The organism is Candidatus Methylomirabilota bacterium, from assembly GCA_003104975.1.
GTDB lineage: Bacteria > Methylomirabilota > Methylomirabilia > Methylomirabilales > Methylomirabilaceae > Methylomirabilis.
Window position 1 is genome coordinate 1 of record PQAM01000009.1, and the last position, 23,548, is coordinate 23,548.

Here is a 23,548-nt window from a genome sequence, read left to right on the forward strand (position 1 = left end):
TCAAGTCGGAAGAAGCCTGTGCCCCCTCCAGGTACGAGGAGGTCGGTGTAGCCGCCGTAGAGGTCGAGGGAGACGACTCCCGGATCGGAAGGACCATTCTGAACTGTGACTGATGCAACCGGTGATGACCCGGCGTTGCCGCTGGCGTCGGTGGCGAAGGCCTGGACGGTGTGGGTGCCGGAACTTGCGGTTGAGGTATCCCAGGTGACGCTGGTGGAGGCGCTGGTAGAAGCTGTGGCAGCTATAGAAGTCGCACTTACTGCGGAAGCGTTCTGGACGACGCCATCGACCGCAATCGTGAGCGACGCCACGCCGCCGGCATCACTCGCGGATGCGGAGAGGGTGACGGACCCGGTGGCCGTCGAGGGGGCGCTCAGCGAGACAAACGGTGGGGTCAAGTCATTGTTGACCTGTACGGTCGTTGAGGTCGAGGCCAGCACTCGCTTGCGGCTATCGAGCGCCTGGGCCGAGACCGTGTGGGACCCATTGATTTCCTGTCGGGTGGGCCAGTTTACCGTGCATGAACTGCTTGCGCAACTCCCGAGTTGGACCCCGTCACGGCTGATTGTGACGCTTTTAAGTCTGCTGACGGACGCGGTCGTCGTGATCGCGACGGTCCCGGAGGCGGGTGAGGGGACGGAAAGCATGATCGGCGATGTTGTGGTGGTGCGGGAAATCCTTGTGGTCCTGGTTCTTGTCGTTCGCTGTCGGACGGCAGCGTCAGCGGATGGATACGAGGTTACGAGCAAGAGACCTGTCAGGGCCAGGCTTGTCAGGGTGGCAAACGAACGGCGAAACATGGTGGATCTCCTTTCTGCGAAGACCACCATGTTCCCGGGGAGTTGGTCTGTCCCTCCCTTCCTTCGGTAACCCGGCCATCAGGAGTTTACCTGATCCGCGGCTTTGCGTCCCCGCCTCACGACGGGTTTGCCCTTATCGGGAAGGGGCCTTCGCGTTATCCGTTACACCTGTGCGTTAGCACAAGATGTGCCAGATGAGTGCGCCGTTGTGGAGTTTGTGAAGAGTGCTGTGTAATCAGTTAGTTAGGCGGTACATGCGGTGTCGCGGATGTGTTGCGAAGCGGCCAATGACGGGTGATTGACATGAAGTTCTTACACAATAGGTCAGTAGGGGTGACGAAAAATGGCAATGGGGGCGTGAGGCGTGAGGCGTAAGGCGGGAGGGGGAAGGCGGAAGGCGGAAGAGAGACAGTGTTGAGTGTTAAGCGATAAGTGTTAAGCGGGGAGCGGGAGTGATAAGTGTGAAGTGTTCAGTGTTAAGCGAGAAGTGTGAAGTGTTCAGTGACTCCGGAACCAACACTTAACACCAGACACTAAACACTCAAACTGCCCTGGGCCGGAGGCGTGGGGGAGCGAAGGGTGGAGGGTGTGGGGGGAGGAGGCGGAAGGCGGGAGGCGGAAGGCGTGAGGCGGGAGGCGGAAGGCGGAAGGCCGCGTGATCTCTTGCCTTGTTAAGGGCTCTGTACTACACTGGGTAAAAAGGGGGAGCCATGACATGAAGGCGCATTTGCTGGACGAACTCGTAGGCGCTCTCACGGCCGAGCGGCGCATCAAATCAAAGGGTGTGGTAGAAGAAGCGTTGCTGCTTTATCTGAATACGAATCCGACACTCAAGCTCGATGGGACCATCGCGCTGTGGCGAAAAGGGCGGCTCTCTCTGGCGAAGGCCGCAGAGGTCGTAGGACTCACCGTACCAGAGTTCAAAGATGTCCTGGCAGCCAGAGGAATCGTTCGTGAGACCGAGGGCAAAAGCACGAAAGTCATGGATGAGAAATTACACAGTCTCCTACCATGAAGATTGCCATCGCCGATACCGATATCCTCAGCTCCTTCGGTAAGGTCGGCAGAGTGGGCCTCCTCCAGCGCCTCTTCCCGAAAATCCATATCTCTCCAGCAGTGCACAGAGAACTTATGAAGGCCGAGCAGGCGGGATTGAGGTGGATTGCATCGGTACAAGCCGCCGTTGAGTCCCTCGCCCTTACGAAAGCACAAACCAAGGAAGTTGGTCATCTTGTGATCGCGTATCCGCAGCTCGGGATCGGCGAAGTAGAAACCTTTGTGCTCGCGAAGGCCTATCGGGCGCTTTGTTTAACGAACGACCGTCAAGCCAAACGCGTCTGTCACGCGTTAGGCCTTCAGTTTCTTGACCTCGAAGAGATTCTGCGCGCCCTCAAGGTTAAAGAAATCATGACCTCGCAGGCCCTCGAACAACTGATCGTACAGATCGAGGATCGAGATCATACCCGCATAAAAGCGAAGAATCAAATTCTCCGCGACTGAACGTACGTTGCGGTCCAGACCATAAACGCGCCGCACATGACCGCACCGGTGTTGCGGCTGCTGATTTCTCGCGCATCCGCAACGCGAAACTCGGCCGGTTCACTGTCCACCGTCTTATGTCGATCATCAATCGGCTCGGCTCGCGTGTGGAGGTCAAAGTCCGGGTGCGGCCGGCTGAAGACTGAAGGCTGTAGGCTGAAGGCTGAAGGGACGGAGACAGAAGGCAGAAGGCGGAAGGCGGGAGGCGGAAGGGGCGGACACTGAAAACTAAACACTGCCCTGGGCGGGGGACGTGACGCGGTACAAGCTAAATTGAAACTATCGCGAGATTCTCAACCTGGTCAAAGTGACGGCGATTATTGGTTAACAGAGTGAATCCGTTGTGCAAACAGGTCGCAGCAATGAGTAAGTCGAAGTCGCCTATGGCCTTGCCCCGCTGGCGAAGCTTACCTCGCTCCCATCCGAAGATTCTACAGATGGCCTCATCTACGCCGATGACCTCCACATCGGCCAGGAAGTCCTGAAGCGACTGCTCGTTGCCTTCTGGGTCACGGGAATAGTGAACCCCTTCGTACAGCTCAGCCAGGGAAACCACGCTTAACGCGAGACCGAGATTACGAGCCCTATCGATCTCCTCTACAATGTCGGTCCGGCCGTTGAGGTAGTGGATCACCCAGTCAGTGTCCAGCAAATAGGTCGGCCTCATAGTTTCGGTACCGACCGGGTACTGACAAGACGATCGGTATAGATATTGCGAATGAGAGTGTCCGCTGCGATGGTCCCCTTCCAGGCGCCCGCAGCGCGGCGCGAGATGTCTCTACCCTTCCGCCTCGGAATCTCTAGGATGGTGACCGTGACCTCTTCTCCCTCTGTCAGATTCAATCGAGTGGCCGGTTCAAGCCGACCTTTCACAAACCGGGCACGGATCGTCCTACCCACGCTCCTTCCTCCTTTCTTGGTCGCAATGGGGCTCCCACAAATAGGTGGGATGTAATGTCATTTTACGCCGACTAAAGGCATTGTCAAGGTACGCGACACCGATATTCTTGTCTGTGCCCATGATCGGGTGTTCGCGCTCGTCAAGCGATAGCGAGCGTCAGGTGTCCGACCGGCTTGGCTGCCGGCTTGACCGTGATCTCGATGTCGTACCCGAGTCGATTCAGGCAGTCCATCAGCTTGCGCTCGGACAGGTTGGCGAAGTCGCCGCGCAGGAGCGCCGAGACCTTTGGTTGCGGAAGGCCCATGCGTCGGCCGGCCTCTTCTTGCGTCAGGCCGAGCTTGCGAATGGCGCGGGTGATTTCGATCACCAGGCCGGACTTGATCTTGAGCTTGTCGGCATCGGGCAGGCCCAAATCGGCAAAGACGTTGCCGGAACTGGGTTCAACGTCAATGCCTTCAACGATGCGTCGTGTCATCTCTCATCTCCCTTGCGATCGCCTCGGCCACCTTCAGCCGGGTGCGAATGATCTCCATGTCCTCCTTCGGCGTGGCGATTCCGCTCTTGCTCTTCTTCTGGAAGCAGTGCAGGACGAACACCGCCTCGGCGAACCGGACGGTGTAGAGTGAGGAGCGGTTTTTCTTGATCGATCACACGGTGATTATATCAGAACAGGTATGAGCAAGACAAGGCCGAACGCGGCACGCGTGAAACGTGAGGCGGGAGGAGGAAGGCGTGAGGCGGAAGGCGGGAGGCGGGAGAATGCAATATTCTTGACTGTGATTTCACTATATAGTAAGTTTTTACCAAACGGTGAAATATCTATACATGGTGAAACACATGATGCGTGAGTCGGCGTTGATATCGCAGATTCAGTCGCGACTGGAAGTGGTCCTGAAAGAGGTGCCGTCGGTTCGCCTGAAGGAATCGCGGGAGGATGTCGAGGTTCGAGACGCCAGACTCGACCTCGTCCTGGATGTGGCCGTCGCACGGGAGCGATGGCGACTGCTCGTGGAAACCACAACGATCGCTGAGCCTCGGCTGATCCGAGGGGTGATTCAACAACTTCAGTCCTATCTTGCGGATCGTCCGAAATCATATGGCATCGTGGGAGCCCCCTACATCGGCCCTCGCTCACGCGAAATCTGTAAAGAGGCCGGATATGGGTTCGTAGACCTGGCAGGTAATTGCCGACTAGTGTTCGGACCGATATTCATCGAACGCCGAGGATTTCCAAACCCAAAGCTAGAGCGGCGCCCTCTGCGGAATCTTTTTACACCTAAAGCGAGTCGAGTGCTCCGTGTCCTGCTGGAAGACACTAAGCAGACCTGGCAGGTGCAGGCGATGGCGAAACAGGCGCGGGTCAGTCTCGGCCTGGCATTCAAAGTCAAGCAGCGCCTCCTTGACCTCGAGTACGCCCAGGAAGAGGACAAAGGGCTCCGGCTCACGAGGCCGGAAGAGCTCCTACGGCAATGGGCAACCAACTACTCCTACCTGAAGAGCGATGCGCTCGACTGCTTTGCCATCGGCGACCCTCCTGCGCTGGAACAGGCACTGACGGCCTATTGTCGTCAACAGGGGATCACGTATGCCTTGGCGCTTTTCTCTGGCGCGGCCAGAGTTGCCCCCTTTGCCCGCTATTCGCGAGGTTTCGCGTATGCGGTCTGTGACGCGGCGAGCCTGGCTCAGGAACTCGTGTGGAAGCCGGTCCCCTCGGGAGCTAACTTCACGATTCTGGCACCCTATGACGAAGGGCTCTTGTACGGCGCCAGACAGGTCAATGGGGATATTGTCGTGAGTGATATCCAGCTCTATCTCGACTTAGTATCGTATGCGGGACGAGGAGAGGAAGCCGCCGCCTTTATCCTGGACCAGCGGCTTCGCCCGCGATGGTAACCCACCGGGACTACACCGCCGAGGCGGCGGAGGCCTGCAAGGCCGTCTTAATCGAACTGATCCATCTGATGGGCGAGTTCCGGGATCATATGGTGGTGGTCGGCGGGTGGGTGCCGGCTCTGCTGCTTCCTGAGGCTCCGGAACCGCACTCCGGTACCCTCGATATTGACCTGGCACTCGATTTTACTCGGATCCCAGATGATTCCTACCGAACCATTCTCCAGGCCCTTGCCGCCCGCGGATATCGGCAGGACCGAACACAGCCGTTCCGCTTCTTTCGTGAGGTCACGGTGTCCGGACGGGACCCTGTCGTCGTCGAGGTAGACCTCCTTGCCGGTGAATACGGAGGAACCGGCCCCGATCACCGAACACAGCCGGTCCAGGATGTACGGGCTCGGAAGGCCAGAGGGTGTGACCTGGTGTTTACCGAACCGGTCTCGGCGTCGCTGGAAGGCGAACTTCCCGGCGGAGGCCGAGACCGCGTACGGTTTCTGGTTGCGGGAATTGTTCCATGGCTCGTGATGAAGGGGATGGCGCTATCAGATCGGTTCAAGGAAAAGGATGCCTACGACATCTATTACTGTGTCCGCTTCTACCCGGGTGGTCCCCCTGGCTTGGCTACCGCGTTCCGTCCTCACCTTGGTAACAAGCTGGTACGCGAAGGCTTAGAGAAAATCCGGGACCAGTTCTTATCGGTAGACCATGCGGGTCCGCAATGGGTGGCAGACTTTCTTGACGTGCAAGATCCGGAGGAGCGCGCTATCACGCAGCGGAGGGTATACGAGACTGTTATGGCCTGGCTCGACCAGTTGGAGAGGGGTAAGGCTGAAGGCTGAAGACTGAAGGGGGAGAGAAGCAGTGTTGAGTGTTGAGTGAGGAGGGACGAGTGTTAAGTGATAAGTGTTGAGTGTGGAGTGAGGCAGGAACCAATACTTGACACTAGACACTAAACACTAAAACACTACGCTGGGCGAAGGCCGCGTGATCTCTTGCCTTGTTAAGGGCTCTGTACTACACTGGGTAAAAAGGGGGAGCCATGACATGAAGGCACATTTGCTGGACGAACTTGTAGGCGCTCTCACGGCCGAGCGGCGCATCAAATCAAAGGGTGTGGTAGAAGAAGCGTTGCTGCTTTATCTGAATACGAATCCGACACTCAAGCTCGATGGGGCCATCGCGCTGTGGCGAAAAGGGCGGCTCTCTCTGGCAAAGGCCGCAGAGGTCGTAGGACTCACCGTACCAGAGTTCAAAGATGTCCTGGCAGCCAGAGGAATCGTTCGTGAGACCGAGGGCAAAAGCACGAAAGTCATGGATGAGAAATTACACAGTCTCCTACCATGAAGATTGCCATCGCCGATACCGATATCCTCAGCTCCTTCGGTAAGGTCGGCAGAGTGGACCTCCTCCAGCGCCTCTTCCCGAAAATCCTTATTTCTGCAGCAGTGCACAGAGAACTTATGAAAGCCGAGCAGGCGGGATTGCGCAACGCAAATCTCGGGCGGTTCACCGTGGACCGTCTTATGTCGATTATCAATCGGCTCGGCTCGCGTGTGGAGGTCAAAGTCCGGGTGCGGCCGGTTGAAGGAGCTGTGCGCGAGGCGCGGGTATAAGGCGTGAGGCGTTAGGCGGAAGGCGGGAGGAGAAGAGACTAAAAACTAAAAACTGCCCTGGGCGTTAGGCGTGAGGGGTGGGGGAGTCGGGAGGGGTAATGGTCACTCCGGGCAGATAACCGGAAATTCGTTGGAACTCGCCGACATTATTGGTCACGACGGTGGCACCGATCTGCCTCGCAGTCAATGCGATCAACAGATCATCGATGGCTGCCAGTCGATCGCTTAGGCCGGAACCGTCCCCATACAACACTCGAAATAATCGTCCGGCATCATCAAATAGGGGCGGAGTCGGCGCGATAAGCCGGCCGGCAGGGAAGGCCGACTTGATCCGGTCCACAGCCCGTTTACGGCGAGGTGTGTTCGCGCCGAGACGGAGTTCCATCAAGACGATCGAGGAAAGAAAACGGACGATACCGCCCACCCGGCCACACACCCAATCGGCGTAGCGTTCGTCACGCAGGTACCCGATAAAGATGTTCGTATCGAGCAGCACTTTTCCGTTTACAGGTACGGCCATGGCTTCCGATCGGCCTTCAGGATTCCTTTCAATGGCTTCATCGCTTTGACGATATGGTGTTCCTCCATAAGCAGTGCCAATGCTCTGTCAATGGCCTCTTGTTCCGATGCGGCGCCGAAAAACCGCTTTGCAAAGTCGATCTTCCTTTGATCTAACCGTAGATGTTTGTGTTTTAACATGACTTCTCGCATCGATGTCTCTCCTTTATGTACATTGATTGTACATAGCATACCGTACGTCTTCCCCTGACACAAGTCCGGATCACCTCGCGTATATGCCCTCTGACACGAAATGAGAGGGAGCGAAGGGGAACGAAGGGTGGAGGGTGTAGGGGGAGGAGGCGGGAGGCGGAAGGCGGGAGAAGACTAAGGACCCAAAACTCATAACCGCCCTGAGTTGCGATCGTGAAGAGCTCTGGAGGCCTGCTGCTTAATCTTGACTGCTGCCGGTCTGAAGCGTCACACTCACCTGTCCAGGCCGGATGAGCGCGCGAGCGGAGGCGTTAAGAAATTCTACGCTCACCGGCTCCTTGTCCTCCCCATAGCTTACGATCACACCTCCCGGCTCCTCAAGCGCATCCACGGGGGGGTCATCGCGAAGTATGAGCAGAAGCACATCGGCTTCAGGATCGTATCGAATCTTCATGTTATCCCTCCTGCCAATATTTCGCTACCTTGGTGGTCCAGTACACGGTCACAATCTTACGATTCCCTTCCACATCGATAAACGCTACTCGGAGCAAGCCGTTATCCCTTCTGCCTTGCGCGACCCGGATTCCTCGATCTCCCGGAACAACCTGCTCTGGACTCCATAGAAGTGCTTCAACATCCGGCCGCGTGATGCCCAGCTTCTTTTGCCATTCCCTCTGACGATCTGATGCGTGTGCTGTCCAGATAATCTTCACACACTGACCCCTGCGACCTGCGCGGCCTTTTTGCCGAGTTGAAAGTCGTACATGGTTTGGCCTCGCTGTCTGCGCCTGCCTGTTGCGATCGCGACCCAGACAGGCGCAACACCCGGCCAGACCCGCGATATTTAGTCTACTCGCTGCGGCTCTCGACTGCAATGCCCTTTCCTTGACCGAGGAGAAGAAGGGAAGTGTTGAGTGGCGAGTGTGGGGGAGCGAAGGGTGGAGGGTGTGGGGTGTGGGGAGGGAGCAGGGAGCAGTGCATCGGCATGGCTTGACAGGTGTTAGCACATATGACAACATCGCTATGTGAGTAGTGTGGAATAGCAGATGGCCGAGACCCGGAAAACACGACCTGTTTCATGGATCAAGGCGGCGCTGAGGGAATTCGAGACCTTCCCGAAAAGGGCCAGGTCCATTTGTCTCGCAGCACTGACGATCGCGGCCGAGGGCGGCAAGGCTGATATTGCGAAGCCGATGCATGGCATGGGATCCGGCGTCTTTGAGATTGTGCTGCCGTTCAAGGGTGATGCCTTCCGCGTGGTCTATGCGGTGCAGTTCGCAGACGAGATCTGGGTGGTCCATGCGTTCCAGAAGAAGTCGACGCGGGCGATCAAGACGCCGAAGCGCGAGCTCGACGTGATCAAGGACCGGGTGAAGAGGCTGAGGGAGATGTTGCAATGAAAAGTGACAAATTGGAAGTGGCGCGGGGAAGCGGGAACGTATTTCGCGATCTGGGGCACGAAAACGCGGATGTGGAGCAGTTCAAGGCAATCCTGGCCGCCGAAATCATTAAGATGCTTGAGCGGGAACACCTAAGCGTACGCGCTGCCCATGACCGCACCGGTATTGCGGCTGCTGATTTCTCGCGCATCCGCAACGCGAATCTCGAACGGTTTACCGTGGACCGTCTTATGTCGATCATCAATCGGCTCGGCTCGCGTGTGGAGGTCAAAGTCCGGGTGCGGCCGGTTGAAGGAACTGCGCGCGAGGCGCGAGCATAAGGCGTGAGGCGTAGGGGGCGTGAGGCGGGAGGGAGCGAAGGGTGGAGGGGGTGGGGAGGGACGAGTGTGAAGTGTTGAGTCGAAAAGCCGACAACTAGACACTAAAAACTACCAGCTTAACACTAAAAACTGTTTTGGAAATACGCCTAATGGCTGATTGACAGAGAAAGGGGTTCATTATAACCTGAGCACAACTTCGGGGTTCGTGGCGGCATACACCGCGTGAAAGGGTTCAACCATTCCTATAGATATGGTTAACGGTCAAGGGTATGAAGGCGCCACGAGCCGGGCTTCGGCCCGAACGACGGTGCTCCTGTTCCTGTTCGGCGCGCTGCTGACCGCGCTGTACTGGCGGATCGTCCCTGATATGGTCCGACAGTGGTGGGACGATCCCAACTACTCGCACGGATTCCTGGTCCCATTTTTCAGCGGCTATCTGGTCTGGGCCGGGCGCGACCGGTTACGGGTATTGCTGAGCCGGTCCCCCTCACCCTCGCCCTTTCCCCCAAAGGGGCGAGGGGAACATAGAGGAAGTGGGGCGGGGCTGCTGGTGCTGCTGGCCGGGCTTGGGATGCTGATCCTAGGCGATGTCGGCGCCGAAAACTGGCTGATGCGCAGTTCGCTGATTGTCATCCTGGCCGGCTTGGTCCTGTTCCACCTGGGGTCCTCGGTTCTTCGTCAACTTTCCTTCCCGCTGGTGTTCCTCCTTTTCATGGTTCCACTGCCCGCCATCCTGTTTTATGCCGTAACATTTCCGCTGCAGAATCTGGCGGCGCACAATGCCGCGTGGACGCTTGATCTGTTCGGGATTCCGGTGTTGCTGGATGGGAATGTTCTGCATCTCAGCCGCATTACCCTGGGTGTGACCGAGGCGTGCAGCGGCGTTCGTTCGCTGATCTCGCTCCTGGCCCTGGCGATGGCCTGGGCCTATATCACTCTCGACAGCCGCTGGGCGATGGCAGTACTGGTCGCGTCGGCCCTGCCGATCACGATTGCGGCCAATGCGGCGCGCATCGTCAGCACCGGGCTGATCGGCCAGTGGTTCGGGGCAAGCTATGCCCAGGGCTTTTTTCACTCCTTTTCCGGATGGCTGATCTTCCTGGTAGCCTTCGTCGCCCTGCTGGCGGTCCATGGCCTGATCCGCCTGGTCGGCCTTGTGCGCCCTTGGAGAACGGCATGAAGCCGTCCTCGCGCGTCGTCCTCTCGGTGGCGCTCCTGACTGCCGCCTTCGTCTTCCAGCAGCTTCGCTCGACGGGAGAGGCGGTACCGATCCGCCGGTCGCTGGATGAATTTCCGCTGTCGATCGGGACCTGGCAGGGGCGTGAGGCCACGATCTTTGAGGTCGAGATCCTGAACGTCCTGAAGGTGAAGGACTACCTGATGCGGCGGTTTGTCGATCCGGCCGACCGAAGCCTGTGGCTGTACATCGGGTACTGGGATACGCAGCGGAAGGGCGCGTCACCGCATTCGCCGCGCAACTGCCTGCCGGGCGGGGGGTGGGAGCCGCTGGAGGCGAAAAAGGTGACGATCCCGCTTGCCACGACTCATGCCTCGGTGACGGTGAATCGATATCTGATTCAGAAGGATCAGACGCAACAACTGGTGTTCTACTGGTATGTTGCGCAGGGCAAGCCGGTCGCCGGCGAGATCGAGGCCAGGATCGAGATGGTGCGCAACGCCATGCTGCATAATCGGACCGACGGCGCGCTGATTCGGGTGTCGAGTCCGGTGTACGACAGCGTCGAGGCCACATCCGATATGTTGACGCAGTACGTGCAATCGATGTATCCGATTCTGGGTCAATTTCTTCCGGACTAGTCCTTAATTACATTAATACCCGTACGTCATTCCCGCAGTCCTTAAGCGGGAATCCATTGATTGTACTGGATACCCGCTTTCGCGGGTATGACGGCTTATGTGCGCTGACTTTCGCAAGTAAGTACTAGTGAAGTGAGGACGGCTCAAACAGGGGGATAATCGTCATGCGGAATCTGTATCGATGCGTGTCGATGCTGGTTGTCGTCGGGATCGTCGCAGTCGGGTGCAGCCGGTCTCCGGAGGCCAAGAAGGCGCGGGCGCTGGAACGGGGCGCGCGTTACTTCGAGGGGCAGCAATATCGTGAGGCGATCATCGAGTATCGGAATGTGTTACGCGTCGACCCGAAGAACGCCAAGGCGATCGAACAGCTTGCGCTGGCGCATTTTGAGCTTGGCGAGCTGGGTCAGGCCTTCCCGCTGTTGGTCAAGGCCAAGGAGTTGGATCCCGACAATGTGACTATCCGCGCCAAGCTGGGCGCCATCGATATCCTGCGGCGCAAGCCTGAGGAGGCGAGGGCGGAGGCGGAGTTCGTCCTTGGCAAGCAGCCGGATGATTTCGAGGCGCTGTTGTTGCTGGCGGGCGCGGCCGAGTCGGAATCGGAGGTCGCGGCGGCGCTCAATCGGCTTGAGGCGACCCGCGCCACATACGGCGGCCGTGCGCGATTCCATATCGCCATCGGCGCCCTCCATCTGCGGCGGCAGGATGCGGCCAAAGGGGAGGCGGCGTTCCGCGAGGCGGTGGCGAAGGAGCCGAAGTCGGTCGAGGCGCACTCGGCCCTGGGCAATCTGCACATGATGCGGCGTGACGTCGCCGCCGCCGAGCAGGAGTACAAGATTGCGGCTGAACTGGCGCCGGCCGACTCGATCGCCAGGATGAAGCTGGCCGATCTGTATCTGATGCTGAGACGACCGGAAGAGGCCAAGCAGGTGCTCCGCCAGATGACCGAGAAGGCGCCAGAGGCGTTTCCGGCCTGGCGTCGGCTGGCCGAGATCGCCTTTCTGGAGCGGAAGTACGACGAGAGCCTGAAGGCGCTGGATCCTGTCTTCAAGAAGAATCCGTCGGATCTGGAGGGGCGTCTGCTGCGCGGTCGGATCCACCTGGCCAAGCGTGAGACGACCGAGGCGATCCAGGAGTTTCAGCAGGTACTGAAGCTTGAGCCGCGCCTCGTGCTGGCGCGACACCAATTGGCGCTGGCGCAGATCCAGGCCGGCAACACCCAGCAGGCAAGATCGGAACTCAACGAGGCGATCAAGGCCGATCCGAGCTATGTCGATGCGATCCTGCTGCTGGCCGAGTTGGATATCCAGGGCGGCGCCGTCAAGCCGGCGATCGAGGCCCTTGAACAGGTGGTGGCCAAGCACAAAACAATCGGCCAGGCCTATGTCCTGCTCGGTTCGGCCTACCTCGCGGCCAAGGATCCCGGCAAGGCGGTGCAGACCTATCGACAATTGGTGACGCTCGCGCCGAAGGATCCGCGCCCGCCGTATCTGCTCGGGGTGGCGTTGCGAAGCCAGGGGAAGGCTGAAGAGGCAAAGAAACAGTTCGAGGCATCGCTCACCCTGGCGCCTGCCGCCATCGATCCGATCGCGCAGCTTGTGGCGATGGCCTTTGCCGAGCGCAAGCCCCAGGCGGCGCTCGATCGGGTGACGCGGCAACTGGCGGTTGCTCCGAAATCGGGAGGGCTGCAGTATGTGCTGGGGGAGGTACAACTGGCTCGAGGCGAGCCGCAACAGGCGGAGGCGGCCTTTACGAAGGCATTAGAGCGTGAGCCGAACCTGACGGCGGCCTATGTACAACTGGCCAGGGTCTATGTGGGCTCGAAGCGGTACGATCAAGCCCTGGCGAAGCTGAATGAGGCGCTCAAGGTCAATCCCAAGAATGTGGTCGCCATGATGCTGATGGGCGCCATCTATGAGCAGAAGCCGGATATCGCCAAGGCCAAAGAGACCTACCAGAAGGTCCTCGCGGTCAATTCGCGGTTTGCGCCTGCCGCCAACAATCTGGCCTACCTGTACTCAGAGCATGGGGGCGACAAGGACAAGGCGCTGGAACTGGCCCAACTGGCAAAAGAGGGCCTGCCCGATGATCCGCGTGTCTCCGACACGCTCGGCTGGATCCTGTACAAACGTGGCGTACATCAACGGGCGCTCGGCCTGCTGCAAGACAGCGCGACGAAGCTTCCGGAGCATCCCGAGATCCAGTATCACCTCGGTATGACCCAGCTCAAACTCGGCAACAAAGCGGCTGCCAAGACGGCGTTGGACAAAGCGCTGACGCAGGGGGGTAACGCTCCGTGGGCTGAAGAGGCCCGAAGCACCCTGTCCCAGCTACGATGATTTCGACATGGGTGTAGGCCGTTTTTTCTGAGGAATCGGCCATGTGGCGTATTGACTATCAGGTGAAAACGCCTTACTTTACCTATCAATGATGCAGGAATACCTATCCATGTATAGTGGGGTGCATGACCGGTGAGGGATAAGAGGAGAACACCATGGGTACGATCATGAGGGGGGGGTGGTGGAGAGGCTTGACTGTAGGTGTTGCGTGCGTCGTTGCGACAGCCGCCGCAGGAAGAGCCGACGCCGTACCCATGACGGCCTTTGGCCAGCCGGTGACGGCGCTATCAGGACCTGGATCAAACACGCAGGCGGTTCCAACCTGCGGGACCGGGGCGTGTTACAATCCCGCGACCGGTCAGATTACCTACTTCATCCCTTTAAGTTCGGCCAATGCCGGGATCTATGGGGTCACCGTTACTCCAAGCGGCTTCAAGTCGGGTATGTTCTCGGATTTTAAGGCCGGAACATTTGACAATTCCTCAGTCCTGACGATGTACCTCCGGTTCTCACCAATCGCATCGCTGTCTCTGGACAGCGCGCATCTGACATTCGGGTTTAGCGATTTGGACCTTAACAGCGGTAATGATCCACCCGCTTTCACCGAATCGATCAGGTTCTTCGATGTCGGCTGGAGCCCGATGACCCCGTTAATCACCGTGATCGGACAGTCAGGTGGCTCACCCGTGCCGTTTACCGTATCAGGCGATAGCAGCACCCAGACGATCGATTTTCCGGATATTACGTCGCTGATTACTGGGGATCCGTTCTTCGTCGAGCTCCAGTTCGGCAGCAAAACGACCGAGCGCAAGAAGTGGTTCAATACGCCGGAGTCGCTGATCGCCACACTCCAGACCGAGATCACACCAGCCCCCGAGCCCGGTACCCTCTTGCTGCTCGGATCCGGACTGGCAGGACTCGCGATTATGGCGCGGAATCGCGTGAGTAATCCGTCAAGATCAAAGGGTCAGACGGAAGAGTAGTGGGTTCTATTGAGGCCCTTGTGGCGAACCACCTGCTCCGGCGGTGATGTCGCGAAGCGGTTTATGCTTGCTTAGGGTCGGTTTGACGTAGGGTTGTTTGGGCGCCGGGTGCACGGTTGCCATTTGGCATCTCCTTTATGGGGTGTAGATGACCTGGTCACGCGGCCGCCAGGCCTGCGGCTCGACAGGTTCAGGTAGCGTCATATTGTCAGGTCCCGCTGGGGATTGTCAACAATAATTCACAAAGAGCGAGGTGCGGTTTTTGTGGTTCTGATCGGTGCGGACGTCATCGGTGATAAGCGGCGAATGCAAGGGCGACACGACTGATCGGCGGGAGTATCGATAACGCGCTCCTGTCGGAGAAGGATGCGAATGGCCGGTTTGAGTGACGTGAAGCTCAACCGGCTTTTGTATCGCGGTTGCCGCACAGGAAACCGGAGCAGCCGATGCGGGGCGTAACGTGATGACAACCGGTATCATCCTCCTGACGTATGCCGGCGCACTTCTGAGTATCGTGGCGGGCACGGTTGTCCTGTATCGTGACAGGCGCTCCCCGGTCCATTGGGCATTCGCGGCCGGCATGGCAGCCTTGGGTGCGCGGGAGACGCTGATCGCCATCGCTTCCAGCGCCGCCTCGACCCATGAGCTTCTGTGGTGGAGCGGCTCGGCCCTCCTGGTCGAGGCACTCCTGCCCGGCATCTGGCTGCTCTTCAGTCTAAGTTTTGGCCGCGCTGACTACCGGGTGCTGATCGGGCGTTGGCGGTGGGCGATCGTACTCACCTTTCTCACCCTCGTCGCGTTGGCGATCGTCGCGCAGCCTCTCGCCTCCCCAACTCATTTCTTCGCCGTCCCGTTGGATCCGGATCCATCTACGTGGGCTTTTATCCCGCTCGGCTGGCCCGGGTATCTCTTCCGTCTCGCCTCCTTGCTCGGCTCGCTCGTCGTCTTGATCAACCTCGAACAGATTCTTCGGGCGGCGGTTGGAACCAAACGGTGGCAGGTCAAGTTCGTGGTGCTCGGTATAGCGGGTGTATTTGCGGTGCGGATCTATACCGACAGCCAAGCCTTGCTGTTCGGCTTTGTCGAGGCCGCCCCTGACCCCGTCACCGCTGGGAGCGTCGTGCTGGCGAGCCTCCTCGTCCTGCTGTCCCTGGGTCGGATGCGCCTGTTCGACATCGATCTCTATTTGCACGTGTCGCCGTTCTTGCTGTACAACTCCCTGGCGGTCTCGATCGTGGGGCTCTATCTGTTAGTTGTCGGAGTGGTGGCCCTGGCCCTCAGTCGGCGGGGAGGGGATCAACTGCTGCCCCTGATCCCGCTTCTGGTATTTCTTGCTATGATGGGTGGGCTGGTCGTCCTGCTGTCGGGCCGATTCCGCCAGTATGCTCGACGTCAGATTGCCCGTTACCTGCATCCTCCCACCCATGACTATCGGCGGCAGTGGCGGCGCTTTACCGAATGCACGACCTCACTCCTCGATATCCCTGGGCTCTGTGGCGCCGTGACACGGATGGTCTCAGAGACGTTTGCGACCCCGTCGGTGACGATCTGGTTGATGAATGAGGCTCAGGATTGCGTGACCCTCGGCGGCTCGACCGCATTGTCACAGGCCGGCAGTTGGCGCCTCAGCCCGGCGTCCCACGCGGAACCGATTCGCTCGGTCCTCGACCGGCCTACTCCTGTCGAGATCGGTCACCCAGGGCAGGCAGACGTGGACTGGCCCGAGCGCTTCCGCGCGGCGGGCCTGGGTCCGCTATTCTGGGGCGATAGCCGCTATGCGGCGCCGTTAGTGGCCGGACGCGACGAGTTGTTGGGGCTCATGCTGCTCGGTCCGAAGTCAACCGGCGAGCGGTTGACGGTCGAGGACTTCGATCTGCTGAAGACACTCGCCGATCAGGTCGCCGGCACGCTGCTGAACCTTCAACTTTCGGCGCGGTTGGTGCGGGCCAAGGAGTTGGAGGCGTTCCAGACCGTCTCGGCCTTCTTTGTCCACGATCTGAAGAATCTGCTGTCGACCCTCTCGCTGCTCGCCTACAACCTGCCGAATCACTATGACGATCCGGACTTTCGCACCGGGGCGCTCCGGGCGATGTCTCAGGGTGTAGAGCGGATCGACCGGATGCTGGGCAATCTGTCGCAGATCTCCCAGTCGCTGGCGCTGCAGACGGCCGAGACCGATCTGAATGACCTTGTGCGGTCCACGCTGGCCGAACTGAACGGATCGGTGAAGAGTACGCTGGTCTGCGATATGCGCCCCGTCCACAAGCTGCTCCTCGATGCAAGGCAGTTTCAGAAGGTGCTCGTGAACCTGCTGCTGAATGCCGAAGAGGCGGTAGGCGGAAGGCGTGAGGCGGAAGGCGAGAGGGGAGGCGAGAGGCGTGAGGCGGGAGGCGTGAGGGGGGAAATCAGGATTGAAACGGGGATGCAAAACGGCTCGGTCGTACTGTCGGTGAGCGATAACGGGTGCGGCATATCGCCGACATTTATGGCGCAGTCGCTCTTTCAGCCGTTCCGGACCACCAAACGGCGCGGGTTGGGGATCGGGCTGTTCCACAGCAAGCAGATTGTTGAGGCGCATCACGGCTGGATCGAGGTGGACAGCGAAGAGGGCAAAGGCACCACCTTCCGCATCATCCTGCCAGTAGGGCAGTAAAGGAGCAGTGTGGAGACAAGGCAGTGTTAAGACAAGGCAGTGTCGAGACAACTCAACACTTCACACTTAACACTCACTCACCACTTAACCACTTCACACTCAACACCCTTTCACACTCAGAGGAAGATGATTACGAGCTTTAAATATCTCAAGGTGTGGGAGCGAGCCGATCAACTCGCTCATAAGATCTTCGACATGACTGAGGCATTTCCAAAAGTCTATCTCTATGATTTAGTGAGTCAGTTACGAAGAGCGGCATTGTCGATACCGACAAACATTGCCGAGGGGTGCGCAAGTGTTCATTCCAGTGAATTCCTGCAGTTTCTTAATATCGCTAGAAGGTCGCTGAGTGAAACACAGTATCTTGTAGGTTTCGCGTTCAGGCGTCAGCTCATACAGCAGGCTGAGTTGCTGGAGCTGGAGTCGCTCTTCATCGAGATCAGCAAGATGCTGAATAGCCTGATGGCTTCGATTCGGCGCAAAAAACGCCCACTTTCCTCGTTACCACTTACCACTCAACACTTAACACTTCCCCCTGGTTGATGACTCGCCCTTCGCTTCTCATCGTAGACGACGACGCCGAGCTGCGCGGACAGCTCCGTTGGGCCTTGGCCCAGGAGTACGACGTCCTGGAGGCCGGCGACGGGGCGGCGGCGATCGAGCAGTGCCGGCGCGGCAGACCTGTGGTGGTCATGTTGGACCTGGGCCTTCCGCCGGCGCCGAACGGCGTGGAGGAGGGGTTTCGCACCCTCGGCGCACTGCTCGAGATCGATCGGATGGTCAAGGTGGTGATCGCCACCGGCCAGGCGGCGCGGGTCCATGCCATTCGGGCGATCGATCAGGGGGCCTACGATTTCTTTTATAAGCCGGTACAGATCGACGAACTGAAGGTGGTGCTTCGGCGCGCGTTTCACCTGGCCGGGATCGAGCGGGAGATCAGGGGACTTCAGCAACAGCTTCATGGCGAGCCGTTCAGCGAGATGCTGGGGCGATGCCCCCAGATGGAGCGGATATTTGCCGTCGTTCGAAAGGTGGCCGATACGGACCTCCCGGTATTGATTATCGGGGAGAGCGGAACCGGGAAGGAGCTGGTTGCCCGCGCCATTCACCGATTAAGCGTCAGACAACACGGGCCGTTCGTGCCGATCAACTGCGGCGCAATTCCGGAAACGCTGCTTGAATCCGAGCTGTTCGGTCATGAGAAGGGCGCATTCACCGGCGCCCACATCCAGCGTAAAGGGCAGATCGAGCAGGCGCAGGGCGGGACACTCTTTCTTGATGAGGTCGGCGAGCTGAGTCTGCCGCTGCAGGTCAAGCTGCTCCGCTTCCTGCAGGAGCGGCGGTTCGCCCGCGTCGGGGGACGAGACGAGATTGTCGTCGATACGCGAATACTGGCGGCCACCAATAGCGATCTGAAGCAGGCGATGGAGAGCGGCCACTTTCGGGAGGATCTCTACTATCGGTTGGGCGTCGTCGTCGTGTCGCTTCCACCGTTGCGCGAGCGCGGCGAGGATCTGCTGATACTGGCCGCGTCGCTACTCGCCCGATACGCGGCCGAGTACAGAAAGCCGGTCTCCGGGTTTACCCCGCAGGCGCTTCACGCCGTCGAGGCCCACCCGTGGCCCGGCAATGTTCGGGAGCTGGAGAACCGCATCAAGCGGGCGGTGGTCATGACGGACGGGCCGAGGTTGACGGCGGAGGACCTCGAGTTGGTCCAGACCTCCGAATCGGTTGCCGGCAACACCCTTAATCTGAAAGAGGCCAGAGAGGTGCTCGATCGGCGACTGGTACGCGAGGCCTTGACGCGATCTCAGGGGAATATGACGCAGACCGCAGCCGCCTTGGGCATTAGCCGCCCGACGCTCTACGAACTAATGGAGCGATTGGGGATCGCGAAGGAGGACGTCGAGCGCAAGGTGTAACACACGGGAATCAATGACCTTGTCCAGAACCCTGACCATTCCCTCCGTGGCAGTCCTGTCACGCCGATCGTGAGCCCATCGAGGCGAACGGGTCTTCGATCGTGATGCCTTCAATCATTCTGCCGGACTGGAGATCTTCGGATAGGATCTTTGCGGCATGGCCTGCCAGGGCCGCGGTGACGATGAGGGCATCCCAGAAGGAGAGCTGATGCCGTTCCTCGATCTCCGAAGCGCGAAGGATCATCTCGGGTTTCAGGACCTGGACCGGCCACGCACAATAGCTGCGAACGATCTCCCTGGCGACGACCGGGGAGAGGGGCGAGGGAATCTTGCGGGTCACGTTCACATAGAACTCTTGCAACACCTGGGCGCTGAGCAGCCCAAGGCGGGTTGACCACAACTCCTCGAGGATCGCTGCCGCGACCGCGCGTTTTGGGCCGGCATCGAGGTCATGCGCATAGATCAGCACATTGGTATCGACAAAGACCTTACCGGTCATGCCACTGCTCGCGGGGACAGGGGATCTTCCCGCCGAGATGGAACCCGCGCTCCAGTACGTCAAGCGCATGCCGCCTGGCGGTTTCGTATGCCTCCTCTTCGTTGATGAGCTGTTCGAGGCGCCGTGCTAAAAGGCCGCTCACTGAGGTCCCTTGCTGCGCGGCCAGAACCTTGGCCTTGCGGATCAGTTCTTTGTCCAGACGTAAGGTGATATTGTGTCCCATCGCAATCTCCTTCCTGGCATTTCACCCTCTCCACGCGAATCAGTATAGCACGTAATCTACGTGCAATCAAGACTGGACGACGCACTAACCATAGCGACCATGGTATTACGTCACGTATAAAATAGCTCGCGTTTTCCGCCTGTGAGGGAGGGTACGGGGGACTTGGATCCAAAGTGTAAAATCTGATCGACGACCGTCGGAATCCTTTACAACCGTGTCTTTTTTGACCTGTCCCATTAGAACTAGTGATGTTTAAAGGGATTAACGAAACGTCGCTAGTTCTCAGTCGTCCAAGCTCTGGTCGATAGGTGTCGGCAATCCGAACAGGTGACCCTGTTCCGGCCAATTCCAGTCATCCCGACTGGTACCTGTCAAGCGCGTAATTTCAATACGTTAACGCCGCTAAACTGTCGCCACTCCGCTTTGGCACGGATTCTGCTTCAAGCTACGACAGATTAGTCGAATTATGGTTCGAATGCATATCACACATTGGTAGTTTTGGCAGTCTGTTTATGGAAGGGAGAAGCGCTATGAGGACGAAGAGTAGTTGGAGAACGAAAGGGCTATTGCTGGTTGCCGTCATACCGGCGTTTGCTGCGGCCCTCTTGGTCGGGTCTGAATCTCCTTCTCATGCCGTCACGATCAGTTTGGATGATCCCGCAACAGGTGGCGTGGACGTAATACTTGCTGATGGTGCCGTTGGTGACGTCAGCCCGGCTGCCGGGGTCGTAACCTATGCGGGCTCTATAGCCGGTACGTTCTGGACTGTTAATGTCACGACAGCGCTAACTTATCCCGCTCTCGGCACTCCTGGCCTTGCGATCTTGGATCTGAATAGCGTCAATGCTACTAGTTCTGGTGCCGGGGCTGCAAGCCTTACAATTATGGCTAGTGAAACCGGCTATACTGGTCCCATCTCAGGTGGCTCGGCGTCTTTTACGCACAACGTAGGTGGTACGACGGTGGGCACGGCTTCATTCGCCGCTTACCTTGATCCCGGCAACGCCCTTTTTACGACGACCAGTCTGCTTGGAGCGCTGGGTCCATTTGGGCCTGGAGCGTTCTCTGGTACCACAACCGGCTCGGCTGCTACAGGCAGTCCTTTCTCGCTGACGCTAGTAGCGAGCATATCGCATGGAGCAGGTGGCGGCTCTACCAGCTTTGATGATGAGCTGACCAGCGTACCGGAGCCTGCTACCCTGTTGCTGCTCGGATCCGGTCTGGTTGGTATGGGCTGGTTCGGGCGGAAGCGGCTCAAGAAAAATGATCGTGAGGCGTGAGGCGTTAGGCGTTAGGCGGAAGACACTAAAAACTAAAAGCTGCTCCGTTAGACAAAAGCCAGAGGGCCAGGGAGGGACCTCCTCCTTGGCTTTCTCTGTTTCTTTGAAGCGCGGTAGCGGCGGCCATGCGGCTACGTTACACATCGACCATGGAAAGAGGCGCCGGACAGGATGTAGGGGCGCAATTCATTGCGCCCTGCAGGGGCGATCATGACAACGGCGCCGGTCAAGAGGGCGTGATGAATCACGCCCCTACAATCGGGGGAGACTGCAGGATGAACAACATCAGGTTGCTTAACAGGGAGGGGGTGCAAGGCGCCGACTGTCATATCCACGGGCGGGCGCACGGCGGGTGCTCCGCCCGCCGATGATCGCATGGGGAGAGGGTTACGAGTCCAAAGTGGGGGGGGGTCGTGAGCCTCTTCCTGCTGATGAGAGACATCACGCTGAGTCACTGGAGGTGGGAAATGGGTAAGGGGGGAGAGCCTTGGCAGTCCCGCCATACGTTGGTGGTTCGGGTCGCAATTATCCTCGGAGTTGTGTGTATGCTTGGCAAAGGGCACGACGCGTACGCTACGTTGTTATATAGCGCATCCCTGAAAAACGGTTCATACGGCGACGGTTTCATTGTCGATACCTTCGGATCCTGCAGTGACCCTGATGGGTCGAGTTGTGGCGACGGTAACCTCAGTAATATCGGTATTTCCAACTCGCCCAGTGGTGTAAACTATACCTCCAGTAACGCCGTCATCAACTACTCCATCGGACGGGATTATGGAAGCGCGACACAGACCTCGTTCCGCTCGCATGGGACGGCATCGGTGCTCTTCAGGGCGGATCTCCAGGCCTTTGTCGGTGGAGAGCCGTTCGGCGAAAACTTCGGCTTCAACCAGTTCGCTTCCGGCCAGGGTGCATTCGGTACGGGGCTGAGCCGATTTGCGGGGGCGGACGGGACGGCTATGACCGCCGATGACCGGGTGGCAATCAACTGGTCGACCTGGCATAACAATGTCTGGTATCCACATGCCCAGGTGACGCCGGTGCGTGTTGGCTTCGACGAGTGGCATCATCTCGGATTCGCATGGGGCGGTCCTGTCAACCAGTTCGAGGTCTGGGTGGACGGCGTGCTGATGGCGTCGCACAACCTGCCCGCCGGCGTGTCGCTGCCTTGGGGAGCGAGCTATCTTGGGCTGGGCAGCGCCTACAACTTTGCCCTCGGTGGGATCCATCAGCGCGCCTCGATCACCAGCTCCCCGTACGGCGTCATGTTCTCCGATCTCCAGATCTGGGACGAGTACCGTGCCCAAGGTGCAACATCCGCTCCAGTTCCAGAACCGGCGACGCTCCTGCTGCTTGGCTCAGGCTTGGTTGGGATGGGCTGGTTCGGGCGGAAGCGGCTCCAGAAAAATGATCGGGAGGAGTAAGGCGGAAGGCGTGAGGGGAAGAAAAACAGAGTTGAGCGTTAAGCGAAGTGTCAAGTGTTGAGTGGGGAGGGACGAGTGGGGACCGATCAGTATTAAGTGATAAGTGTTGAGTGTGGGGTACTTGACACTTAACACTAAACACTAAAACACTGCCCTGCGCGTGAGGCGTGAGGGGTAAGGCGTTGGGCGGCAGAGACTAACCACTCAAAACTAGAAACTGAAAACTGCTCCGTTAGACAAAGTCACAGGGCCAGGGAGGGACTTCCTCCTTGGCCCTTGTTATTTACCCTTCTGGCCTCCCGCCGCTCGCGGATCCTGTAGGGGCGCCATTCATGGCGCCCTGCCCGGCAAACGGGCGCGAGGAATCCCGTCCCGACGCAGTACAATACGACTGGCGACGCCGCCAGCCCATGGCGAATCGATCGCCACACCGGGTGTAGGGGCGCAATTCATTGCGCCCTGCCGGGTCGGCCGCGGGCCATCGGCATTGTCGGGCCGCCATTCATGGCGTCCTGCCCGGCAAACGGGCGCGAGGAATCCCGTCCCGACGCGGGACACTACGGTGGGCGTGATCAATCACGCCCCTACGGTCGCGCCCCAATCGGCACACAATCGCGTAACCCTCGCCATGCCGCATCGTCCGACAAGACAATTGACGCTTGTCACTAGACATGCTATGAATGCTTATGATTGCAGGCTTCAAGCCGCACCGTCTTACAGGCAACCTAAAACCCTTTTGGGGTGTGACCGTTCGGGCAAACTGGCGGATTATTTTTCGCTTCGAGGAAAGCGACGTCCATGATGTCGATTTGATCGACTATCATTAGTCAGCACGATGAAAGGGGAACTCGTTATGGGTATGAAGAACCCCCCGCATCCCGGCAGGATTGTTCGCCAGGAGTGCATTGAGCCGCTTGGCTTGACAGTTACTGACGCTGCGGCGCGGCTCGGCATCACGCGTCAGGCCCTGAATAACCTGGTCAATGGGAAGGCCGGAATTTCCCCAGAAATGGCCATTCGACTTTCCAAGGCCTTCGGCAGCAGCCCAGAGGTGTGGCTTGGGATACAGATGGAGTACGATCTTGCTCAGGCGGTCAAACAGGCCGGACAGATCAAGGTGAAAAGGATCACAGTCGCCATATCGGCGCATCGCCCTTAAACCTGTTGAGGGACCTCCTCCTTGGCCCTTTACTTGGTTCAACGGTCCCCCGGTTCCCATCCCCTTTCAAGTCTCTC

At 58.7% G+C, this 23,548-nt stretch carries 31 protein-coding genes and 1 riboswitch; of the genes, 21 read left to right on the forward strand and 10 right to left on the reverse strand.

Features of this window, described 5'->3' with window-relative positions; translation table 11 throughout:
• The first annotated feature begins 105 nt into the window (after positions 1–105).
• From C3F12_06350 to C3F12_06365, 4 genes are all read left to right on the forward strand, one after another.
• A complete protein-coding gene (locus C3F12_06350) occupies positions 106–870 on the forward strand; it encodes a hypothetical protein (GenBank protein PWB46555.1) in 765 nt (254 codons plus the stop codon).
• Positions 863–942: riboswitch (cyclic di-GMP riboswitch) on the reverse strand. (Overlaps the previous gene by 8 nt.)
• A 573-nt stretch (positions 943–1,515) precedes the next feature.
• Positions 1,516–1,815: a hypothetical protein gene (locus C3F12_06355; GenBank protein ID PWB46556.1), complete on the forward strand. Its 300-nt coding sequence runs from the start codon at positions 1,516–1,518 to the stop codon at positions 1,813–1,815.
• Entirely contained in the window at positions 1,812–2,300 is a 489-nt protein-coding gene (locus C3F12_06360; GenBank protein PWB46557.1) for a hypothetical protein, read from the forward strand. The genes C3F12_06355 and C3F12_06360 overlap by 4 nt, the downstream gene beginning before the upstream one ends.
• On the forward strand, positions 2,297–2,485 hold the full coding sequence (locus C3F12_06365) for a hypothetical protein (protein ID PWB46638.1): 189 nt from the start codon (positions 2,297–2,299) through the stop codon (positions 2,483–2,485). The genes C3F12_06360 and C3F12_06365 overlap by 4 nt, the downstream gene beginning before the upstream one ends.
• Positions 2,486–2,607: 122 nt before the next feature.
• Here C3F12_06365 and C3F12_06370 read toward each other — a convergent pair whose 3' ends face one another.
• The 4 genes from C3F12_06370 to C3F12_06385 all read right to left on the reverse strand — a co-directional run bounded on the left by C3F12_06370 (position 2,608) and on the right by C3F12_06385 (position 3,884).
• Complete coding sequence (locus C3F12_06370; protein ID PWB46558.1) at positions 2,608–3,006, reverse strand: VapC toxin family PIN domain ribonuclease; 399 nt, start codon at positions 3,004–3,006, stop codon at positions 2,608–2,610.
• On the reverse strand, positions 3,003–3,290 hold the full coding sequence (locus C3F12_06375; protein PWB46559.1) for a hypothetical protein: 288 nt from the start codon (positions 3,288–3,290) through the stop codon (positions 3,003–3,005). Before C3F12_06375 ends, C3F12_06370 begins: the two co-directional genes overlap by 4 nt.
• Positions 3,291–3,379: 89 nt before the next feature.
• Positions 3,380–3,715, reverse strand: coding sequence for an XRE family transcriptional regulator (locus tag C3F12_06380; GenBank protein PWB46560.1), 336 nt, complete (start codon positions 3,713–3,715; stop codon positions 3,380–3,382).
• A complete protein-coding gene (locus tag C3F12_06385) occupies positions 3,696–3,884 on the reverse strand; it encodes a hypothetical protein (protein PWB46561.1) in 189 nt (62 codons plus the stop codon). The genes C3F12_06380 and C3F12_06385 overlap by 20 nt, the downstream gene beginning before the upstream one ends.
• Positions 3,885–4,065: 181 nt before the next feature.
• Here C3F12_06385 and C3F12_06390 point away from each other — a divergent pair, with 181 nt between their 5' ends.
• The 4 genes from C3F12_06390 to C3F12_06405 all read left to right on the forward strand — a co-directional run bounded on the left by C3F12_06390 (position 4,066) and on the right by C3F12_06405 (position 6,743).
• Positions 4,066–5,133 (forward strand): hypothetical protein, encoded by a 1,068-nt coding sequence (locus C3F12_06390; GenBank protein ID PWB46562.1) that lies wholly within the window; start codon positions 4,066–4,068, stop codon positions 5,131–5,133.
• Positions 5,127–5,969 carry a hypothetical protein gene (locus tag C3F12_06395; protein PWB46563.1) on the forward strand — a complete coding sequence of 281 codons (843 nt, stop codon included), beginning with the start codon at positions 5,127–5,129 and terminating at the stop codon, positions 5,967–5,969. The genes C3F12_06390 and C3F12_06395 overlap by 7 nt, the downstream gene beginning before the upstream one ends.
• Before the next feature lie 205 nt (positions 5,970–6,174).
• Positions 6,175–6,474, forward strand: a complete 300-nt coding sequence (locus C3F12_06400) for a hypothetical protein (GenBank protein PWB46564.1) — start codon at positions 6,175–6,177, stop codon at positions 6,472–6,474.
• Entirely contained in the window at positions 6,471–6,743 is a 273-nt protein-coding gene (locus C3F12_06405) for an XRE family transcriptional regulator (protein ID PWB46565.1), read from the forward strand. Before C3F12_06400 ends, C3F12_06405 begins: the two co-directional genes overlap by 4 nt.
• Before the next feature lie 64 nt (positions 6,744–6,807).
• On the opposite strand, the gene C3F12_06410 is transcribed toward C3F12_06405, so the two are convergent.
• The 4 genes from C3F12_06410 to C3F12_06425 all read right to left on the reverse strand — a co-directional run bounded on the left by C3F12_06410 (position 6,808) and on the right by C3F12_06425 (position 8,167).
• Entirely contained in the window at positions 6,808–7,263 is a 456-nt protein-coding gene (locus tag C3F12_06410) for a hypothetical protein (GenBank protein PWB46566.1), read from the reverse strand.
• Positions 7,248–7,454 (reverse strand): hypothetical protein, encoded by a 207-nt coding sequence (locus tag C3F12_06415; protein PWB46567.1) that lies wholly within the window; start codon positions 7,452–7,454, stop codon positions 7,248–7,250. The genes C3F12_06410 and C3F12_06415 overlap by 16 nt, the downstream gene beginning before the upstream one ends.
• 238 nt (positions 7,455–7,692) lie before the next feature.
• The gene (locus C3F12_06420; GenBank protein ID PWB46568.1) at positions 7,693–7,908 is read right to left on the reverse strand and encodes a hypothetical protein; all 216 of its coding nucleotides are present in this window, start codon (positions 7,906–7,908) and stop codon (positions 7,693–7,695) included.
• A 1-nt stretch (position 7,909) separates the two neighbouring features.
• Positions 7,910–8,167, reverse strand: coding sequence for a hypothetical protein (locus C3F12_06425; protein ID PWB46569.1), 258 nt, complete (start codon positions 8,165–8,167; stop codon positions 7,910–7,912).
• Positions 8,168–8,500: 333 nt separating this feature from the next.
• On the opposite strand from C3F12_06425, the gene C3F12_06430 reads away from it, so the two are divergent.
• The 9 genes from C3F12_06430 (at position 8,501) to prsR (ending at position 18,886) form a co-directional block, all read left to right on the forward strand.
• A complete protein-coding gene (locus C3F12_06430; protein ID PWB46570.1) occupies positions 8,501–8,854 on the forward strand; it encodes a hypothetical protein in 354 nt (117 codons plus the stop codon).
• Positions 8,851–9,174 carry an XRE family transcriptional regulator gene (locus C3F12_06435; GenBank protein PWB46571.1) on the forward strand — a complete coding sequence of 108 codons (324 nt, stop codon included), beginning with the start codon at positions 8,851–8,853 and terminating at the stop codon, positions 9,172–9,174. The genes C3F12_06430 and C3F12_06435 overlap by 4 nt, the downstream gene beginning before the upstream one ends.
• A 250-nt stretch (positions 9,175–9,424) precedes the next feature.
• Entirely contained in the window at positions 9,425–10,354 is a 930-nt protein-coding gene (locus C3F12_06440; protein PWB46572.1) for an exosortase, read from the forward strand.
• Complete coding sequence (gene epsI / locus C3F12_06445) at positions 10,261–10,992, forward strand: EpsI family protein (protein ID PWB46573.1); 732 nt, start codon at positions 10,261–10,263, stop codon at positions 10,990–10,992. The genes C3F12_06440 and epsI overlap by 94 nt, the downstream gene beginning before the upstream one ends.
• Before the next feature lie 164 nt (positions 10,993–11,156).
• Complete coding sequence (locus C3F12_06450; GenBank protein ID PWB46574.1) at positions 11,157–13,328, forward strand: hypothetical protein; 2,172 nt, start codon at positions 11,157–11,159, stop codon at positions 13,326–13,328.
• 155 nt (positions 13,329–13,483) lie between these two features.
• Positions 13,484–14,311 (forward strand): hypothetical protein, encoded by an 828-nt coding sequence (locus C3F12_06455; GenBank protein ID PWB46575.1) that lies wholly within the window; start codon positions 13,484–13,486, stop codon positions 14,309–14,311.
• A gap of 463 nt (positions 14,312–14,774) precedes the next feature.
• A complete protein-coding gene (gene prsK / locus C3F12_06460; GenBank protein PWB46576.1) occupies positions 14,775–16,964 on the forward strand; it encodes a PEP-CTERM system histidine kinase PrsK in 2,190 nt (729 codons plus the stop codon).
• 126 nt (positions 16,965–17,090) lie between these two features.
• Positions 17,091–17,507, forward strand: a complete 417-nt coding sequence (locus C3F12_06465) for a four helix bundle protein (GenBank protein ID PWB46577.1) — start codon at positions 17,091–17,093, stop codon at positions 17,505–17,507.
• Complete coding sequence (prsR, locus tag C3F12_06470; GenBank protein PWB46578.1) at positions 17,507–18,886, forward strand: PEP-CTERM-box response regulator transcription factor; 1,380 nt, start codon at positions 17,507–17,509, stop codon at positions 18,884–18,886. Before C3F12_06465 ends, prsR begins: the two co-directional genes overlap by 1 nt.
• Positions 18,887–18,944: 58 nt before the next feature.
• On the opposite strand, the gene C3F12_06475 is transcribed toward prsR, so the two are convergent.
• Complete coding sequence (locus C3F12_06475; protein ID PWB46579.1) at positions 18,945–19,385, reverse strand: PIN domain nuclease; 441 nt, start codon at positions 19,383–19,385, stop codon at positions 18,945–18,947.
• The gene (locus tag C3F12_06480) at positions 19,375–19,608 is read right to left on the reverse strand and encodes a hypothetical protein (GenBank protein PWB46580.1); all 234 of its coding nucleotides are present in this window, start codon (positions 19,606–19,608) and stop codon (positions 19,375–19,377) included. Before C3F12_06480 ends, C3F12_06475 begins: the two co-directional genes overlap by 11 nt.
• 512 nt (positions 19,609–20,120) lie before the next feature.
• On the opposite strand from C3F12_06480, the gene C3F12_06485 reads away from it, so the two are divergent.
• The 4 genes from C3F12_06485 to higA all read left to right on the forward strand — a co-directional run bounded on the left by C3F12_06485 (position 20,121) and on the right by higA (position 23,471).
• Complete coding sequence (locus C3F12_06485; protein PWB46581.1) at positions 20,121–20,888, forward strand: hypothetical protein; 768 nt, start codon at positions 20,121–20,123, stop codon at positions 20,886–20,888.
• A 1,130-nt stretch (positions 20,889–22,018) separates the two neighbouring features.
• The gene (locus C3F12_06490; protein ID PWB46639.1) at positions 22,019–22,312 is read left to right on the forward strand and encodes a hypothetical protein; all 294 of its coding nucleotides are present in this window, start codon (positions 22,019–22,021) and stop codon (positions 22,310–22,312) included.
• 680 nt (positions 22,313–22,992) lie between these two features.
• Positions 22,993–23,139: a hypothetical protein gene (locus C3F12_06495; GenBank protein ID PWB46582.1), complete on the forward strand. Its 147-nt coding sequence runs from the start codon at positions 22,993–22,995 to the stop codon at positions 23,137–23,139.
• A gap of 26 nt (positions 23,140–23,165) precedes the next feature.
• Positions 23,166–23,471, forward strand: a complete 306-nt coding sequence (gene higA, locus C3F12_06500) for an addiction module antidote protein, HigA family (GenBank protein ID PWB46583.1) — start codon at positions 23,166–23,168, stop codon at positions 23,469–23,471.
• The last annotated feature ends 77 nt before the right edge of the window (positions 23,472–23,548 follow it).

Bases quoted from the DNA above. Each gene is read 5' to 3' on its own strand.
- C3F12_06355 (PWB46556.1), top strand. From the start codon at position 1,516: ATGAAGGCGCATTTGCTGGACGAACTCGTAGGCGCTCTCACGGCCGAG.
- C3F12_06360 (PWB46557.1), top strand. From the start codon at position 1,812: ATGAAGATTGCCATCGCCGATACCGATATCCTCAGCTCCTTCGGTAAG.
- C3F12_06370 (PWB46558.1), bottom strand. From the start codon at position 3,006: ATGAGGCCGACCTATTTGCTGGACACTGACTGGGTGATCCACTACCTC.
- C3F12_06380 (PWB46560.1), bottom strand. From the start codon at position 3,715: ATGACACGACGCATCGTTGAAGGCATTGACGTTGAACCCAGTTCCGGC.
- C3F12_06390 (PWB46562.1), top strand. From the start codon at position 4,066: ATGGTGAAACACATGATGCGTGAGTCGGCGTTGATATCGCAGATTCAG.
- C3F12_06395 (PWB46563.1), top strand. From the start codon at position 5,127: ATGGTAACCCACCGGGACTACACCGCCGAGGCGGCGGAGGCCTGCAAG.
- C3F12_06400 (PWB46564.1), top strand. From the start codon at position 6,175: ATGAAGGCACATTTGCTGGACGAACTTGTAGGCGCTCTCACGGCCGAG.
- C3F12_06405 (PWB46565.1), top strand. From the start codon at position 6,471: ATGAAGATTGCCATCGCCGATACCGATATCCTCAGCTCCTTCGGTAAG.
- C3F12_06410 (PWB46566.1), bottom strand. From the start codon at position 7,263: ATGGCCGTACCTGTAAACGGAAAAGTGCTGCTCGATACGAACATCTTT.
- C3F12_06415 (PWB46567.1), bottom strand. From the start codon at position 7,454: ATGCGAGAAGTCATGTTAAAACACAAACATCTACGGTTAGATCAAAGG.
- C3F12_06420 (PWB46568.1), bottom strand. From the start codon at position 7,908: ATGAAGATTCGATACGATCCTGAAGCCGATGTGCTTCTGCTCATACTT.
- C3F12_06430 (PWB46570.1), top strand. From the start codon at position 8,501: ATGGCCGAGACCCGGAAAACACGACCTGTTTCATGGATCAAGGCGGCG.
- C3F12_06435 (PWB46571.1), top strand. From the start codon at position 8,851: ATGAAAAGTGACAAATTGGAAGTGGCGCGGGGAAGCGGGAACGTATTT.
- C3F12_06440 (PWB46572.1), top strand. From the start codon at position 9,425: ATGGTTAACGGTCAAGGGTATGAAGGCGCCACGAGCCGGGCTTCGGCC.
- epsI (PWB46573.1), top strand. From the start codon at position 10,261: ATGGCTGATCTTCCTGGTAGCCTTCGTCGCCCTGCTGGCGGTCCATGG.
- C3F12_06450 (PWB46574.1), top strand. From the start codon at position 11,157: ATGCGGAATCTGTATCGATGCGTGTCGATGCTGGTTGTCGTCGGGATC.
- C3F12_06455 (PWB46575.1), top strand. From the start codon at position 13,484: ATGGGTACGATCATGAGGGGGGGGTGGTGGAGAGGCTTGACTGTAGGT.
- prsK (PWB46576.1), top strand. From the start codon at position 14,775: ATGACAACCGGTATCATCCTCCTGACGTATGCCGGCGCACTTCTGAGT.
- C3F12_06465 (PWB46577.1), top strand. From the start codon at position 17,091: ATGATTACGAGCTTTAAATATCTCAAGGTGTGGGAGCGAGCCGATCAA.
- prsR (PWB46578.1), top strand. From the start codon at position 17,507: ATGACTCGCCCTTCGCTTCTCATCGTAGACGACGACGCCGAGCTGCGC.
- C3F12_06475 (PWB46579.1), bottom strand. From the start codon at position 19,385: ATGACCGGTAAGGTCTTTGTCGATACCAATGTGCTGATCTATGCGCAT.
- C3F12_06480 (PWB46580.1), bottom strand. From the start codon at position 19,608: ATGGGACACAATATCACCTTACGTCTGGACAAAGAACTGATCCGCAAG.
- C3F12_06485 (PWB46581.1), top strand. From the start codon at position 20,121: ATGGAAGGGAGAAGCGCTATGAGGACGAAGAGTAGTTGGAGAACGAAA.
- C3F12_06490 (PWB46639.1), top strand. From the start codon at position 22,019: ATGGCGTCGCACAACCTGCCCGCCGGCGTGTCGCTGCCTTGGGGAGCG.
- C3F12_06495 (PWB46582.1), top strand. From the start codon at position 22,993: ATGCTTATGATTGCAGGCTTCAAGCCGCACCGTCTTACAGGCAACCTA.
- higA (PWB46583.1), top strand. From the start codon at position 23,166: ATGGGTATGAAGAACCCCCCGCATCCCGGCAGGATTGTTCGCCAGGAG.